The following is a 14604-nucleotide window of genomic DNA, read 5'->3' on the forward strand; positions in this document are numbered from 1 at the left end:
CGCCGGGCCTCATCGCACGGCCACCAGCACCCGGTGGCGGGGGTCGCAGGCCTCGCGGCGCACGTCGCGGAAGCCGGCCTGCTCGAGGGTCCTGGGCAGATCGAGGCTGAAGTAGTCGGCCAGGTAGGGCTCGGTGCTCTTGAGCAGGGTGGCGATCGGCGCCGGCAGGCGGCGGATCACCGCCGAATCGGGGTCCTGATCCACCAGGGCCACCACCCCGCCGGGCCGCAGCAGCCGGGCCGCCTCCCGCAGCACCTCCCGGGTGGCGCCTGCGGGCAGCTCGTGGCAGACGAACTGCAGCGTGATCAGATCGACGCTGGCCGCCGGCAGGCCGGTGGCCTCGGCGGCGGCGTGGTGCCAGCGGTGGATCCGCCCGCCGGGATCGCGGACCCGGGCCACCGCCAGCATCTGGGGGGAGAGATCGAGCCCCTCGACCACCACGCCTGAGCCCTCGCGCCGCTCCAGCCAGTCCTTGAGGGCCAGGGTGCCGACGCCCACCGAGCAGCCGATGTCGAGGGCGCTGTGCACCGGGCCGGTGAGGCTGGGCTCGATCGCCGCGAAGATCGCCTCCCGCAGCCGGCTCTGGGCCGCCTGGGGCTCGAGGGTTTCCCCCGGCCACACCCGCAGGGCCATGGCATCGGTGGCCTGCTCGGCTTCGCCGGCCGCCTGCCAGCAGAGGTTGCCCTCCTGGTAGGCGTGGAAGCGGGCCCGGTAGTAGGGCGGCGCCTGGGTGGCCGCCTCGGTGCTGCTGGCGAGCAGCGGCCCGGCCTGCCGCACCAGCTCCTCGCGCCGGGCCCGCCAGGCGATACCGCGGCGCTCGGCGGTGCGGATGATCAGCTGGCGGGCCTGGAGAAACAGCAGGCGCCGCAGCGGCTCGACGGCCAGCAGCCGGTCGATGAGCCAGCCGAGGGGGTGGCGCGAGGCCACCCAGTTGGGGGGCGGGGCGGCGGCGGTCAGGGCCGGAGCGGCGGGCTGGGCCTGGGCCATGGATGGCGAAGGAGCGGCGACTCAGTCTGACGGCGCTGCGGGGCCAGCAGCCGGGCGCAACCGCAGCGAGGCGGCGAAGCCCAGCAGGGCCACCGCCAGCCAGATCCAGCCGTGCAGGCTGAAGCTCATCACCCCGCCCAGGAAGGCATTGACGTTGCACCCCGAGGCCAGCACCCCGCCGAAGCCCATCAGCAGGCCGCCGAAACCGCGCCGGGCCAGGTCCGGCAGGGGTTCGGACCGCTCACCGCGCCAGCGGAAGCGGCCCTGGCCGATGGCGGTGGCCACGGCGCCGTAGAGCAGGCCCAGGTCCACGAGCACGGCCTCGTTGAACAGCCAGGCGTCCGGCCCCGCCAGCAGGGCCTGCCCCCGGGGACTCGACCAGAACAGGCTGCTGCCGGGATCCCAGCCCAGGGCCTGGGCGGCGTGGGCTCCACTGAGGGCCAGTCCCCAGAGCACCTTCCAGGGCTCGGCCGTCACCAACAGCAGGGCCGTGGCCAGCAGGGCGACGGCGATGGCGCCGCCATAGAGCCGGCGGCTGGGGGAGCGCCAGGGGAGCTGGCCGCTCCAGCGCGTCAGCAGCAGGGTGATCAGAGCGATGAAGGCGAGCTGCAGGGTCAGGGCGCCCAGCAGACCGAACAGCTCAAGGCCGACCGGGGACGGCAAGCGCGGCAGGGGCAGGGCCGCCAGCTGGGGGGCGTGCAGGGTGCCGAGGAAGGCACCGACGACCAGCCCGACCAGGGCGGCCAGCACGCCTGCGCCGCCGCGGGAGGTGGCCGCCAGGGTGCCGCAGCCGCAGGCCCGGGCCTGCTCCATGCCGATGCCGAACAGGAAGGCCCCGGCCAGGAACGTCAGGGAGAGGGGGGTGGCCAGCAGCTTCGGCTGCAGGCCGGTGAGGGGCTCGGCGGTGAGCACCAGGGCCATGGCGATCACCAGCAGCGCCGCCAGCAGCAGCTGGGCGAAGACCGGGTGGGGATCCCGCCGCTCGATCAGCCGGCGATACCCGGAGGCGAAGCCGAATCCGGAGCGGACCAGGGCATGGCCGAGGCCGCAGCCCAGCCCCCAGACCAGGGCCGAGGCGGGCTGCCGGGCCGCCAGGGCCGCGGCCACCGCCACGGCGAGGGCCACGGCGAGTGCGGCAGATGGGAAGCGCCTCAACGCTTCTTCGCCTTGGTTTGGGATGGGGACTCGCTGCCGGTGTCACAGGCGAGGGCTGCGGCCGGTGGGAGCAGCAGCACCAGCAGCACGCCGGCCAGGGGGAAGAGCCGGGGGGCCTGGCGAAGGAGGGGCATGGCCATGGAGAAACGGGGTGGAGCTGGAGGTGGGATCAGCGGCTGCTCACCAGGGCCGGACTGCCTTCCGGCCCAACGGCGATCGGCAAATTGGAGGCACTGTATTCGGTCCAGGAGCCTTCATAGATCCGCACGTTGGGGTACTTGAGGACGTGCCTGAGGGTGAGGAACTGCAGGCTCGCCTCACGGCCGGTGCTGCAGGAGACGATGATCTCCTTGTCGGGGGTGATGCCGCGGCTGACGAGAAGGGCCCGGAGCTCTTCGGCGGACTTCAGCTTGTGGGCGTTCTTCTTGGCTTCATCGGCGTTGTTCGCTTCGGTGAACGCCTGCCAGGGGATGTTCTTGGCCCCGGGGATGTGGCCGTTGCGGATGAAGGTCTGGTCGGTGCCCTCGAACTGGGCCTTGGGACGGGGGTCGATGATCACCACGTTGCTGCGGCCGATCAGGGGCTGCAGCTCATCGAGCGTGATGGCCAGGCCCTTGACCGTGGTGGGCCGGAAGCTGCCGGCCTGGAAGGTGGGGAACGCCTTGGTGGTGCTCTGGCCGGCCGCCTTGTAGCCGCTGAGACCGCCATCGACGATCGCGACCTGACGCACGCCGCTCTTCTCGAGGATGTAGGAGACGAGGGCGGTGCCGAGCACGTCGTTGCCGTCGGAATAGACGAGCACCGAATCCCGGTTGGAGATACCCGCCTGGCTCAGGAGGCTGGCGAGCTTGGTGGGACTCCAGATCTGGAAGGGCAGGCGGCCGTTGGGACCACGGAAGGCCTGCTCGGAGAGGTGCACGGCGCCGGGAACGTGGCCGCCGATGTAGGAGAGCGGAGGCACCGGGCGCACGTCGAGCACCTTCCAGCGGCCCGAGCTGGCGGCGGCGGCGGCCTGCTCAGGGGAGAGCACCTGGAAGCTGGTGCCCCCTGCCGCCAGGGTGGTGACACCGGAGCTGGCCTGGGCAGGCGCGGCGGCCAGGGCCTGGGTGGTGGGGGAGCTGCCGATGCCCAGCGTGGTGGCGGTGGTGATGGCGGTGGCCGCTCCGAGCGCGACAGAAACGAGCAGACGCCGGGAGAGACGGAGCTTGGAGAAAGGCATTAAACACAAAGGTGATCGGTGAATCGATCTTAGAAGAGCGACCGGCGCGGCTGATTGTGGTCCTGGCAACAGTGGGGCGTTGCCCGGTGGAGCGGGCTACCTTTCCTGCGATCCCGCGACCCGCCCATGCCCTGGCGTCCCCGCCTGCTGGCCCTCTCCACCTCCCTGCTGGTGGGAGCCGGCGCCCTGGTCGGCGGGGCCGCCCTGGCCACCCCGGCCGGATCGCTGCTCAAGGGCCTGGCGCTGCCGCTGCCCAAGCCGGCCGCCAGCCTGTACGCCGCCAATGCGATCGGCCAGACCAGCCTCAACACCCAGCTGCCCGGCAAGCCGGACGAGCTGCTCGCCAAGGTGAAGGCGACCCTGGCCAAGCAGGGCTACAGCGAGCGCAAGATCAACACGGTGGTGGGCCCGTGGGGCTTCAACCTGGTGCTCGATCCCCCGGCGGGCACCAAGGTGGACGGCACCGCCGACGGCAAGGCCGCCGCCCTGGTGCTGCAGGCCACCGCCATCGGCCCCAACCAGCTCAACCTCAACGTCCGCTTCGAAGGGCTCTGAAGGGTCACGGACCAGAGTCACCCCATGGACAGCAAGCCGGCCCCCAGTTGGTGGGCCCGCCACTGGAAATGGCTGGTGCCGGCCGGCTGCCTCACCGGGCTGGTCGGCGTGGCGGGCTTCATCGCCTTGATCGTCAGCCTCGTGTTCGGGCTGCTCAAATCCACCACGCCCTACAAGGAGGCCCTGGCCAAGGCCCAGCGGGATCCGGTGGTGATCGGCCGGCTGGGCACGCCGATCCAGGGGGGCTTCCTCGTCTCCGGCAACGTCAGCCTCTCCGGCGGCACGGGCGAAGCCCAGCTGGCCATTCCCCTGCAGGGATCCCGGGGCAGTGGCACCCTCTACGTGGAGGCCCGCCGGAAAGCCGGCACCTGGACCTACTCCACCCTGACGGTCCGGCCGGATGGCCCCGGCGAACCCATCAGCCTGCTGCGGCCCTCGCTCTGAATCGGGCCTTGGCCGGCAACGGGGAGCGGCTCAGCCCGCAGCCACCGCGCCGGCATAGAGGGCCTGGAGGCCCGCCTCGCTGGCCGGCGCCACACCCCGCTCGGTGATCAGGGCCGTCACCAGCCGGGCGGGGGTGACATCGAAGGCGGGGTTGAAGCCGTCGCTGCCGTCGGGTACCAGCTGCACGCTGGTGGGCTCCCCGGCCGCGGGCTTGCCGGCGATGCGGGTCACCTCCAGGGGGGAGCGGGCCTCGATCGGGATCTCCTTCACCCCGTCGGCGATCGACCAGTCGATGGTGGAGGCGGGCAGGGCCACGTAGAAGGGCACGCCGTTGTCGTGGGCGGCCAGGGCCTTGAGGTAGGTGCCGATCTTGTTGCAGACATCGCCCGTGCGGGTGGTGCGGTCGGTGCCGACGATCACCGCATCCACCTGGCCGTGCTGCATCAGGTGCCCGCCGGCGTTGTCGACGATCACGGTGTGGGGCACCCCTTCGCGGCCCAGCTCGAAGGCCGTCAGGCTGGCCCCCTGGTTGCGGGGGCGGGTCTCGTCGACCCAGACGTGGATCGACAGGCCGGAGCGGTGCGCCTTGTAGATCGGCGCCAGGGCCGTGCCCCAGTCCACCGTGGCCAGCCAGCCGGCATTGCAGTGGGTGAGCACGTTCAGGGGCTGGCCGCGTCGCTCCTCGGGGCGGCGGGCGGCGATCTCCTGAAAGAGGCGCAGGCCGTGGTCGCCGATCGCCTCGCACATGGCCACGTCCTCCTCGGCGATGGCGGCCGCCTCGGCCTTCGCCGCCTCGGCGCGCTGCTCCGGTGCCAGGGGCAGCACGGCGGCCCGCACCCGCTCCAGGGCCCAGCGCAGGTTGATGGCGGTGGGGCGGGTGGCGTCGAGGCGCTCGAAGGCCGCGGCCAGGGAGGCGTCGGAGGGGTCGGCCTGCAGGGCCAGCATCAGCCCGTAGGCCCCGGTGACGCCGATCAGGGGGGCACCCCGCACCACCATGGTGACGATCGCCTCGGCCGCCTCCTCGACGCTGGTGAGCGAGCGGGTGACGAAGCGGTGCGGCAGCAGGGTCTGGTCGATCACGCCCACCGAGCGGCCGCCCTCCTCCAGCCAGATGGTGCGCCAGGGCCTGCCGTCGATGTTCATCGGAAAGGGGGAGTCATGGGGACGCAGGGGCCGTGGGCGCCGGCTCCGATTTTCCGCCATCACCGGGCCGGTGCAGCAGCTCACGGGTCAGGGCCCGGAAGCGGGCGGGCTCGAGATCCCCAAGGGCCTCGCCGCGGCGGCTGCGCCAGGCGTTCCAGCCCAGCAGCGGCACCAGCCGGTTGTGGCCGGCCAGATCCAGAGGGGACGGCAGAGGCGCCACCGGCCGGGGGGGCGGCAACGGCCCGCGGCGGGCCTCCAGCACCGCGGCGATGGCGATCAGGTCCTCGTCCCGGCCTCCGGCGCCGAGGATCTCCAGGCCCACGGGCAGGCCGCGGCCATCGACGGCCACCGGCAGGGCCACCGCCGGCAGGCCGCTGGTGCTGCTCACCATGCAGGTGATGGCGGGCGAGGGCTGCCGCTGGGCACCGCCGCGCCGGTCGCTCAGCAGCAGCAGACCATCAAGGCGCCCGGCGACCAGGGCCTGCTCCAGCCGCCGCCGGTTGGCATCCATCCGCCGGAGCGCCCGGGCCTCCGCCGCCGGATCGCTGGCCATCAGGTCGCGGCATTCGGCCGGGGTCCATTCCGGCGGCAGGCGGCCGGAGCCGCAGATGTCGTCCCAGCTGCGCCGGCTGCCGGGGTAGCGGGCCAGCTGGGCATCGATGCGGCGCCCCGAGCCCTTGACGAAATCCGAACCCAGCCGGGTGTCGAGCCCCGGCACCACCAGCGCCTCGAGCACCTCCGCTCCGGCCGCCCGCAGCAGCTCCACGGCCTGCCGCAGGGCCGCCGCCGCCGCTGCGGTGGTGGGTGCCAGGTCCTGGTCGCCGGCCCGGGCCAGCACCGCCAGCCGCCGGCCGCGCAGGTCCGGCGGGGCCACCGCCTGCTCGGGCCGCCAGGTGGGATCGAGCACCGCCAGGCCCCGGGCCAGCAGGCCCATGTCGCGGGCGATCAGCCCCGGGGTGCCGTTGACGAAACCGAGCGGCAGCAGGCCGGCGCTGGAGAAGCGCCCCTGGGTGGGCCGCAGGGTCACGGCGCCGTTGTAGACGGCCGGCAGGCGCAGGGAGCCGCAGTTGTCGCTGCCCAGGGCCAGGGGCACGAAACCGGCCGCCACAGCCACGGCGGAACCGGAGGAGGAGCCCCCGGGGCTGAGCCAGGCGTCGTAGGCGTTGCCCACCCGGCCCGCCGCCCCCGACAGCCCCCGGATGCCGAAGGCGAACTCGTCCATGGTGGTGGTGCCCACCACGATCGCCCCGGCGGCCCGCAGCCGGGCCACCGCCTCGGCATCGGCCGCGGGTTGGTTGCCCAGCAGGGCCAGGGATCCGGCCGCCATCGGCTGGTCGGCGGTGGCGAAGTTGTCCTTCACCGCCAGCGGCAGGCAGTCAAGGGGGCCGGCGGGGGCGCCCGCCGCCCGGGCGCGATCGAGGGCGGCGGCCTGCTCGAGGGCGTAGGGGTTGAGCTGCTGGAAGGCGTTGAGGGGCGGCCCGGAGCCGGTGGCCAGGTTGCGGCCCAGGATGTCCCGCTGCACCGCCCGGATCCGGGCCTCGCAGGACGGCGCGCCTTCCCCCGCCGCCGGAGCCGCTGGGGCGGCCGCCAACGAAGGGGAGAGCACCGCCGTAAGGGCGATGGCACACCCGACACCGCCCGCACCGATCCACCTGGGCAAGAGCCTGCCGCCGCAGAAGCCAATAATGGGGCTCCGCGATCGATCCGAGCGGACCGAAGACCCCAACCCCGCCGTGGCCGACTTGAACGAGATGGGGCTGGCCATGGCGACGCTGGCGGGCGGCGGCGCCACCGCCGGACCGACGGCCGGATCGACGGCCGGTGGCATCCCCGAACTGGTGAGCCTGTCGATCGTGCTGCTGCTGCTGGCGACGGCGGTGGCCCTGGTCGCCCAGCGGCTGCGGCTGCCCTACGTGACCGGCCTGGTGCTGGCGGGGCTGCCGTTCACCGAGGTGTTCTCGCGACGGATCGGGCTCGATCCCTCGCTGGTGCTCAATCTCTTCCTGCCGATCCTGATCTTCGAGGCGGCGATCAACACCGACATCAGCCGGTTGCGCAGCACCTTCAAGCCGATCGCGCTGCTGGCGGGGCCGGGCTCCCTGGTCGCCTCGGGGGTGATCGCGCTCCTGGTGCACCTGGTGCTGGGGCTTCCCTGGATCCCCGCCTTGCTGGTGGGGGTGATCCTGGCCAACACCGACACGGTGTCGATGATCGCGGTCTTCAAGGAGATCCGGGTGCCCGCGCGGCTGACGACGATCGTGGAGGGCGAGACCCTGTTCAACGATGCGGCTGCCCTGGTCAGCTTCAACCTGCTGCTGCTGATCCATGCCTCGGGTTCGATCACGGTGGCGCAGGGGCTGCGGGAGATGGTGGTGGTGGCGGTGGGAGGGGTGCTGGTGGGCGGCGTTCTGGGCTACCTGTGCCTGCCGGTGTTCCTGCGGCTCCAGGATCCCCTCAGCTCGCTGCTGCTCACGGTGCCCCTGGCCCTGGGGACGTTTCAGTTCGGCCAGTCTCTGGGGGTCTCCGGCGCGGTGGCGGTGGTGATCGCCGGGCTCGTCTTCGGCAACCAGGGCCTGCCACGCAGCAGCACGGCCTCCGACCGGCTCGCCGTGCTGAATTTCTGGGAGTACGCCGGATTCATCGTCAACACCTTCCTGTTCCTGCTGATCGGCCTCGAGATCAACCCCCTGACCCTGTGGGAGTCGCTGCCGGCGATCGCCCTGGTGGTGGTGGCCTACCAGCTGGCGCGGGTGCTCACGGTGTACGGGCTGCTGGCGTTGCTGCGCCGCTTCGACCGACCGATCCCCCTGCGCTGGCAGCACGTGCTGGTACTCGGCAACATCAAGGGTTCGCTCTCGATGGCGATGGCGGTGGCGATTCCCCTGTCGCTGGCCGGCAGGAGCGGCATCATCGAGCTGGTGTTCGGCGCGGTGCTGTTCTCCCTGGTGATCCAGGCGCTGGCGCTGCCCTGGCTGATCGGGCGCCTGAACATCGCCCAGGTGTCCCCCGTCACCAGCGAGATCGGCACGCTGCAGATCCAGCTGATCGCCTCCAAGGCCGCCCAGGAGGAACTTGACCGGTTGCTGAAGTCAGGAGTGCTGCCGAAGACCGCCTACGAGGAACTGTGGGCCTCCTACCAGGCGCGGGTGGCGGCGTCCGAGCGGGTGCTGCGGGAGGCCTACAGCGAGGGACGCTCCGGCCCCGATCAGCCCGGGGCCCGACCGCTGGAGGCGATCCGAAGACGCCTGCTCCTGGCCGAGAAGGGGGCCCTGATGGAGGCGCTGCGCAAGCGCATCGTGCCGGACGATCTGGTGCAGCCCTTCGTCAGAGATTTGGATGAGCGACTTCTAGCGCTGGACGACGACTAGCGCTGAGGCCGAGATAGTCGATGAGGGGGTGCACGAACTCCGGCCTGGTGACCACCAGGATCGTGGATCCGGCCTGGAGCACGGTGTTGCCGTTGGGGATCTCGACGCTGGCCTCGGGATTGAGCTGGTAGCCGATGATCAGGGAACCGCTCGGGAAGCGGGGATCCTGGGCGATCGCGGCGACACTGCGGCCGGCCACGGAACAATCGGCGGGGACCGGCAACTTGAGCACCTTCACCTGGCCCTGCTCGAAGTGCATCATCGATTCAACGTCTGGATATTCGATCGCATTCGCCATCGTCGCCACCGCTAGATCGATGGTGCTGATGATGTGGCTGGCTCCCGCCAGGCGGTAAGCCTGAAGGAATTCGCGATCACGCATGCGCACCACGATGTGGGAACTGCCGTAGCTGCGCGAAAGGGTGATCAGCGCCAGGTTGAGGGCATCGTCCCGCAGGGCGGCCACCACCGCATCGGCTTTGCGGATGCCGGCTTCGATCAGCACGGTGGAGCTGACGGCGCTGCCCTCGAAGGCCATCACGCCGATCTTCTCGCGGGCGAAGCTGCAGGCCAGCGGATCGATGTCGATGATGGCGATGGTGTGGCCGAGCTGAAGGAGCTGGCGGGCCAGGCCCAGCCCCATCATTCCCGCCCCGCCGATCAGCACGTACATGGGCGTGATGGTACCAACGGCGCATGGGGACTCCGGACTCAGGAGACTCCCGCCCGCATCAGCCGCTGCAGCTGACCGCTCTCCAGTTCCAGCACCCGGCGAGCGAAGTCGGGGTCGCGCTCCAGCACCGCATCGAAGGAATCCACCGGCACGGCCAGCAGGCGGGTGCCGTCGGCCTCGGCCACGATCGTGCTCTCCGAGGCGCTGTGGGTGAGCACCTGGAGTTCGTCGAGCACCCGGCCTGGCTGGAGATCCTTCACCCAGGTGCGCTCGCCGTCCCGGTGATGGACCCGGGCGATGCCCTCGATCAGCAGCAGCAGCTCGCGGCAGGTGTCGCCCGCCTCGGTGATCAGCTCGCCCTTGGCGAAGGTGCGCACATCGGCCTGGGAGGCCAGGGCATCGAGGGTGTCGGTGTCGCTGCGGCGGAAGAAATCGCTGGTGGCCAGGAAGACCCGCTTCTCCAGCTCCGGGAACCCCCGCAGCTCCGGGTGGCCATCGAGGGCTTCGACCGCCCGGGCGGTCTGGAGCAGCAGGGGCGGGGCCCCCGGCACGCCCAGCGCGGCCGCCATGGACCGGGCCCGGCCGCCATCGAGGCAGGCCGTCAGGAACAGGCCGGCGGAGGCCAGGGTGGGGCTGGAATCGGCGACCAGGGTGGCCAGGAAGCTGAGGGTTTCGTCGACGGGCACCTCCAGGGAACAGGAGGGGGCCTCCCCACCGGGATGGGCGAGGGTGCCAGCGACGCCCGCCGGCAGGCGGCGCTCCCAGCCCTCCCGGCGCAGCAGTTCCGGCAGCTCCAGGGGGGCGATGGCCTGGAGGCGCTGCACCAGGCCCGGCACCGCCGGATCCTCCTGGAGGGTGGCCAGGCCGTCGAGGATCGCCCGCAGGGTCAGCTCCTTGCGCAGCTGCAGCCGGTCGTCGAGCAGGGCCAGCACGGCGGACTGGTGGCGCAGGGCGCTCTGGTGCAGGGCCCGGTAGCCGTCGGTGAGGGCCGGCAGGCGCTCCAGCAGCCGCTCCACCTTGTGGATCGCCGCCGCGGCGGGGGTGAGGTCGTCGAGCACCCGCTCCTCCTCAAGCGACGAGATGCCGTACTCGCGCCGCAGAGCTTGCAGGGAAGCGCCATCGGGGCCGGCTGCCGCCGGGCCGCTGCCGAGGCGCTGCACCAGCATCAGCCGCTCCAGCGACTTGCGGTAGCCGCTGAGGCGGATCTGGTCCTCCAGGCTGCGGCGGCTGTCGGGATCCAGCAAGCCGGGATCCTCCACGCCGAGTTCATCGAGCACCTGGCGGTGTTCCCCGTCGCTGATACCGAGGGAGAGGCGCATCTGCTTGAGCACCTCCAGACTGCTGGCGGCGTTGACGAAGCCCTCCTCCAGGGCCTCCCGCACCACGCCCTTGTAGGCCTCGAGCCGCTTCTGGCCGGTGAAGCCCGGCAGCACCTTGGCCAGCACGTACACCTCCTCGGTGCCGAGATCGGCAAGGGAGCGGCCGTCGAGGTAGCGGCCCACGTCGAGGTCCATGCGGGTGAGCTGCTTGCGGAAGCGCTCGGCCAGGTTCTCGCGGCCGTAGAGGTCGGGGGAGCGGTTCCAGGCCCGGTAGAGCCAGAGGGTGCTGACGGCCACCAGGGTGACGTCGAAGAGGTACTGGAGCCAGGCCGGCGCCAGCAGCAGCAGCGGCCGGCCAGCGAACAGGAAGAAGAAGTTGAACACCAGGAAGGTGGCCACCACGAACACCCGGTGGCGGATCCGGTTGCGATCGGGCTCGGCGCCGCGGCGCCGCACCCGGCTGCGCAGGGCCGATTCGATCGCCCGGCCGGCGAGGGTGCCCAGCCAGGTGCACAGCCCCAGGAACAGGGGCACCGCCACCAGCTTGGGCACATCGATCGGCTGGCCGAACAGGAAGAAGCCCGGCCGCAGCAGCTGGGCCAGCTGGTCCTCCTGGCGCAGCCAGACGCCGGAGAAGTAGTAATCCCAGTTGCCGGCGTAGACGTAGTAGTAGACGAAGTAGCCGAACACCAGGCCCACGTAGCCGTAGCGCTCGAAGGCGAAGGCGGGGCTGGGCAGCCGGGCCCAGTAGAGGCGCTCGGCGTCGATGTCGATGCAGGGCTGCTGGCAGGCCACGCAGGCGCTCTGCTCGCTGCCATCGGGCTGGACGGTGCGGCACATCGACTGGGTGATCGGCGTGCTGGCCATGTGGGCGCGGCTGCCCAGCAGGCCGGTGGGGGTGGAGAAGACGCTCTGCACCGGTGCCATCGGGCAGAAGTACTGACACCAGCTCTTGCCGCCGTAGAGCCAGCCCACGGCGATGGCACAGACGATGGTGAAGCTGAGCCAGGCGAACAGCACCAGGCGGTCGGCGTTGAAGAAGAGAATGCGGCCGCAGAGGCCGACGAACAGCCAGCCGAACTGCAGCCGGGAGTAGTGCTGGCCCAGCCAGGAATCGCCCGGCACCTTGGCCAGCTGCAGGCGCTTTTCGCCCGTCTTGGGGTTCACCCTGGCGATCTGGCGCTGCAGGCCCAGGGCGCGGGGGATCTGGGAGAGGAAGGAGAGCGGGCAGATCCGGCGCCACAGCTCATGGCCGAACACCAGCAGGATGAAGATCCCCGAGGGCACCACCAGGCCCCAGAACAGGGTGGTGCCCAGGGGATAGGGGGTCTCCGGCAGACAGGTACCTTGCACCGTCACGCAGGCCTCCGGCAGCCGCAGGGGGCTCCAGGGGTGGTCGGGCTCGGTGAACCGGGGCGTGAACGGGTCGTAGAGGAGGGACAGGATGATCAGCAGCCAGCCGGTGGTGAGCGCCCAGCGCACCAGATGCATCCGCCGTTCCGTCACTGCTGACTCGCGCCGCCGCGCCCAAGTGGCGCTGACCTTAGCGATGGCCTCCGAAAGCTGACGGACTGGCGATGCCGGCGGTGCCGGCGGTGCCGGGGCCGCCAGAATCGCCGTCATGACCTTCTTCTCCCGCCACTGGGACACCTACCGCCGGGTGCTGGAGCACGACCTGATGGAGCATGGGGCCCTCACCGCGGCCCTGACCCGCACGATCGACGGTTGGCTGGAGCAGCGCGGGCCCGCGGAGCCGCACCCCCACGCGGTGGACCTGGGCTGCGGCGACCTGTCCCTGCTGCCGCCGCTGCTGCGGCGCCTGCCGCTGGCCTCGTTCACCGGCCTCGACCTGAACGGGGCGGTGCTGCCCCTGGCCGCCGAGGCCCTCCGGGCGGTGCCCTACCCCAGCCGCTTCCTGGAGGGGGACCTGCTGGCCTGGGCCGAGGCGGAGCCGGATGGGCCGGAGGGGCCGGAGCCGCCGCCGGTGGATCTGATCCTCAGCAGCTTCGCCGTCCACCACCTGCAGGAGGAGGGCAAACGGCGCTTCCTGCGGGGCTGCCGCCGCCGCATCGCCCCGAGGGGCCTGCTGCTCTGGGCCGATGTGTTCCGCGCCCCGGGGGAGGACCGTGACACCTACGTGGGCCGCTACAGCGCCCGCGTGCACGGCTGGAGCCCGCTGGAACCGGAGCGGCAGAAGGAGGTGATCGCCCACCTCAGCCAGTACGACCACCCGGCCGACCCGGAGTGGATCGTGGCCGAGGCGGAAGCGGCGGGCTGGCGGTGGCAATGGGGATGGCAGGGCCAGCACCGGGCCGAAGCCCTGGCGGTGCTCAGGCCGGCGTAGGGGCGACGAGGTCACCTCCGGCCTCAGGCGGCCAGCCGCGCCCGGATATCCCTGAGCCGGGCGACGTTGTTCACCAGCGCCGGAGCGCTGTCGAGGCCCTCGAGATAGTCGAACACATAGGCGAGCACGGCATAGATCGCACCGGCGCTGAATCCAGGCGAACGGGTGAAGTCGATCAGGAGCACCACCAGGGCCACGATCGTGGCGAGCTCCGTCACGGTCCAGGTCCACGACTCGCTGTCGGAGAGCTGCACATGCCAGCGCCGCACCCGGCCGAAGTGGCGCCGCAGGCGCAGCGGCCGCGCCGCCTCGATGGCCGCGATCTCGCGCTCGATCTGGTCGTTGAGGCCGCGGTGCAGGTGCAGGGCACGCCGCCAGTACCAGGCGTTGACGAGCCCCATCGGCAGCAGCACCGCCATGGCGATGAGTCCGGCCTGGAGGTCGTAGGTGAACAGCATCACCAGCGAGCCGACGACGGTCACCACCTGGGAGAACATCGCCGGCACGTCGGCCTCGAAGAAGCCGACCATGTCGCGCATCATCTCGACCCGCGCCGACACGATGCTGGTGCCGTGGCCGAGGCGCTTCTGCTCGGCCACGGTGCCCACGGCGAGGCGGGCATAGAGGCCCATGAAGACCCGGGTGTCGAAGCGCTGCCGCACGAAGGCCGTGACGAGGTGCACCAGCCACACGGCGATCAGCGCCGACAGGCCCCGGTAGCTGCCCTTCAGCAGCCCGTCGACCGCCCAGCCGGTGAGCGCCGGATAGGCGAGCGTGCAGAGGTTCTCCAGCAGGGTCAGGCAATAGGTGCCGGCGATCGAGAGCCGCTCGCTGCGGGAGAGCTCGGAAAGGACGGACGGGGTCATCGCAGGGGTTGGCGCCAGAGCGACTGGCGCGTGGCGGCCGTGACCTCGGCTGGATTCGGCATGCTGCCGAACCAGAGCAACAGATGGTCATCGGGGCGCTGGCGGACGCCGGCCTCACAGGCAGCCCGAGCGGCCCGCTCGTGCCAGGCGGCCTGGAATGGAAGCCAGGGCGTCACGGAGTTCAGCCGCTCGGTGCGGCCGTTGGCGAGAACGGCATAGCCGTCGGTGATGCGGATCTGGTTCTGCCGGCAGCGGATCTCGACGGTCAGCAGCGAATGGTCATTGGCGACCCGTGCCCGGGGATCGTTGCCTTCGTAGGCCGTGACGACATCCAGCGCGACGGGGTCCTGCGGCGAGGCCGGGGCTCGTCCGTTCAGGTCGAGGAAGTAGAGCCTGCGGAAGGGGGCAACGCCGGTGCCCCAGAAGGCGTACCAGCAGCGGGCCATACCGGGCTGACAACCAGGCGTTCTCCCCTTGCCAGCCGCCGTGCGGAAGCCGGAGACCCAGTCATTCTCCTGGGCCGTGGATCGG

The 14604-nt window shown here is 71.6% G+C and carries 14 protein-coding genes; 4 read left to right on the forward strand and 10 right to left on the reverse strand.

Annotated elements, in window-relative coordinates:
- Window positions 1-9: 9 nt before the first annotated feature.
- Genes CYAGR_RS07110 through CYAGR_RS07120 form a run of 4 tightly spaced genes read right to left on the reverse strand, consistent with a single transcriptional unit; the run spans window position 10 to window position 3361 of the window.
- The gene (locus tag CYAGR_RS07110; RefSeq protein WP_015109123.1) at window positions 10-987 is read right to left on the reverse strand and encodes a class I SAM-dependent methyltransferase; all 978 of its coding nucleotides are present in this window, start codon (window positions 985-987) and stop codon (window positions 10-12) included.
- A gap of 21 nt (window positions 988-1008) precedes the next feature.
- Entirely contained in the window at window positions 1009-2112 is a 1104-nt protein-coding gene (locus tag CYAGR_RS07115; protein ID WP_015109124.1) for a YeeE/YedE thiosulfate transporter family protein, read from the reverse strand.
- A 26-nt stretch (window positions 2113-2138) separates the two neighbouring features.
- Window positions 2139-2282 carry a hypothetical protein gene (locus tag CYAGR_RS18250; protein ID WP_015109125.1) on the reverse strand — a complete coding sequence of 48 codons (144 nt, stop codon included), beginning with the start codon at window positions 2280-2282 and terminating at the stop codon, window positions 2139-2141.
- A gap of 29 nt (window positions 2283-2311) precedes the next feature.
- Entirely contained in the window at window positions 2312-3361 is a 1050-nt protein-coding gene (locus CYAGR_RS07120; RefSeq protein WP_015109126.1) for a sulfurtransferase, read from the reverse strand.
- Window positions 3362-3487: 126 nt separating this feature from the next.
- On the opposite strand from CYAGR_RS07120, the gene CYAGR_RS07125 reads away from it, so the two are divergent.
- Entirely contained in the window at window positions 3488-3916 is a 429-nt protein-coding gene (locus tag CYAGR_RS07125; RefSeq protein ID WP_015109127.1) for a hypothetical protein, read from the forward strand.
- Between the two features lie 24 nt (window positions 3917-3940).
- Entirely contained in the window at window positions 3941-4360 is a 420-nt protein-coding gene (locus CYAGR_RS07130; protein ID WP_015109128.1) for a cytochrome c oxidase assembly factor Coa1 family protein, read from the forward strand.
- A 30-nt stretch (window positions 4361-4390) separates the two neighbouring features.
- Here CYAGR_RS07130 and mtnA read toward each other — a convergent pair whose 3' ends face one another.
- On the reverse strand, window positions 4391-5503 hold the full coding sequence (mtnA, locus tag CYAGR_RS07135; RefSeq protein ID WP_015109129.1) for an S-methyl-5-thioribose-1-phosphate isomerase: 1113 nt from the start codon (window positions 5501-5503) through the stop codon (window positions 4391-4393).
- Between the two features lie 13 nt (window positions 5504-5516).
- Window positions 5517-7094: an amidase family protein gene (locus CYAGR_RS07140; RefSeq protein ID WP_015109130.1), complete on the reverse strand. Its 1578-nt coding sequence runs from the start codon at window positions 7092-7094 to the stop codon at window positions 5517-5519.
- A 28-nt stretch (window positions 7095-7122) separates the two neighbouring features.
- Between CYAGR_RS07140 and CYAGR_RS07145 the strand changes: the two genes are divergently transcribed.
- The gene (locus tag CYAGR_RS07145; protein WP_245552625.1) at window positions 7123-8871 is read left to right on the forward strand and encodes a cation:proton antiporter; all 1749 of its coding nucleotides are present in this window, start codon (window positions 7123-7125) and stop codon (window positions 8869-8871) included.
- Here the strand turns inward: CYAGR_RS07145 and CYAGR_RS07150 are convergent.
- Together CYAGR_RS07150 and CYAGR_RS19390 are read right to left on the reverse strand one after the other, a co-directional pair.
- Window positions 8828-9544 (reverse strand): potassium channel family protein, encoded by a 717-nt coding sequence (locus CYAGR_RS07150; protein ID WP_015109132.1) that lies wholly within the window; start codon window positions 9542-9544, stop codon window positions 8828-8830. The two genes, CYAGR_RS07145 and CYAGR_RS07150, sit on opposite strands and share 44 nt — an antisense overlap.
- A gap of 38 nt (window positions 9545-9582) precedes the next feature.
- Complete coding sequence (locus CYAGR_RS19390; protein ID WP_015109133.1) at window positions 9583-12354, reverse strand: cyclic nucleotide-binding domain-containing protein; 2772 nt, start codon at window positions 12352-12354, stop codon at window positions 9583-9585.
- Window positions 12355-12484: 130 nt separating this feature from the next.
- Between CYAGR_RS19390 and CYAGR_RS07160 the strand changes: the two genes are divergently transcribed.
- Window positions 12485-13207 carry a methyltransferase gene (locus CYAGR_RS07160; RefSeq protein ID WP_015109134.1) on the forward strand — a complete coding sequence of 241 codons (723 nt, stop codon included), beginning with the start codon at window positions 12485-12487 and terminating at the stop codon, window positions 13205-13207.
- 23 nt (window positions 13208-13230) lie between these two features.
- On the opposite strand, the gene CYAGR_RS07165 is transcribed toward CYAGR_RS07160, so the two are convergent.
- Window positions 13231-14073, reverse strand: coding sequence for an ABC transporter six-transmembrane domain-containing protein (locus CYAGR_RS07165; protein ID WP_015109135.1), 843 nt, complete (start codon window positions 14071-14073; stop codon window positions 13231-13233).
- Entirely contained in the window at window positions 14070-14519 is a 450-nt protein-coding gene (locus CYAGR_RS07170) for a hypothetical protein (protein ID WP_015109136.1), read from the reverse strand. Before CYAGR_RS07170 ends, CYAGR_RS07165 begins: the two co-directional genes overlap by 4 nt.
- Window positions 14520-14604 lie beyond the last annotated feature (85 nt).

It is taken from the genome of Cyanobium gracile PCC 6307, assembly GCF_000316515.1.
In the GTDB taxonomy this organism is placed as follows: Bacteria; Cyanobacteriota; Cyanobacteriia; order PCC-6307; family Cyanobiaceae; genus Cyanobium; species Cyanobium gracile.

What these genes read in the sequence shown, in the direction of transcription:
- CYAGR_RS07110 (WP_015109123.1), bottom strand. Translation starts at nt 987, where the DNA reads ATGGCCCAGGCCCAGCCCGCCGCTCCGGCCCTGACCGCCGCCGCCCCG.
- CYAGR_RS18250 (WP_015109125.1), bottom strand. Translation starts at nt 2,282, where the DNA reads ATGGCCATGCCCCTCCTTCGCCAGGCCCCCCGGCTCTTCCCCCTGGCC.
- CYAGR_RS07120 (WP_015109126.1), bottom strand. Translation starts at nt 3,361, where the DNA reads ATGCCTTTCTCCAAGCTCCGTCTCTCCCGGCGTCTGCTCGTTTCTGTC.
- CYAGR_RS07125 (WP_015109127.1), top strand. Translation starts at nt 3,488, where the DNA reads ATGCCCTGGCGTCCCCGCCTGCTGGCCCTCTCCACCTCCCTGCTGGTG.
- CYAGR_RS07130 (WP_015109128.1), top strand. Translation starts at nt 3,941, where the DNA reads ATGGACAGCAAGCCGGCCCCCAGTTGGTGGGCCCGCCACTGGAAATGG.
- mtnA (WP_015109129.1), bottom strand. Translation starts at nt 5,503, where the DNA reads ATGAACATCGACGGCAGGCCCTGGCGCACCATCTGGCTGGAGGAGGGC.
- CYAGR_RS07145 (WP_245552625.1), top strand. Translation starts at nt 7,123, where the DNA reads ATGGCACACCCGACACCGCCCGCACCGATCCACCTGGGCAAGAGCCTG.
- CYAGR_RS07150 (WP_015109132.1), bottom strand. Translation starts at nt 9,544, where the DNA reads ATGTACGTGCTGATCGGCGGGGCGGGAATGATGGGGCTGGGCCTGGCC.
- CYAGR_RS19390 (WP_015109133.1), bottom strand. Translation starts at nt 12,354, where the DNA reads ATGCATCTGGTGCGCTGGGCGCTCACCACCGGCTGGCTGCTGATCATC.
- CYAGR_RS07160 (WP_015109134.1), top strand. Translation starts at nt 12,485, where the DNA reads ATGACCTTCTTCTCCCGCCACTGGGACACCTACCGCCGGGTGCTGGAG.
- CYAGR_RS07165 (WP_015109135.1), bottom strand. Translation starts at nt 14,073, where the DNA reads ATGACCCCGTCCGTCCTTTCCGAGCTCTCCCGCAGCGAGCGGCTCTCG.
- CYAGR_RS07170 (WP_015109136.1), bottom strand. Translation starts at nt 14,519, where the DNA reads ATGGCCCGCTGCTGGTACGCCTTCTGGGGCACCGGCGTTGCCCCCTTC.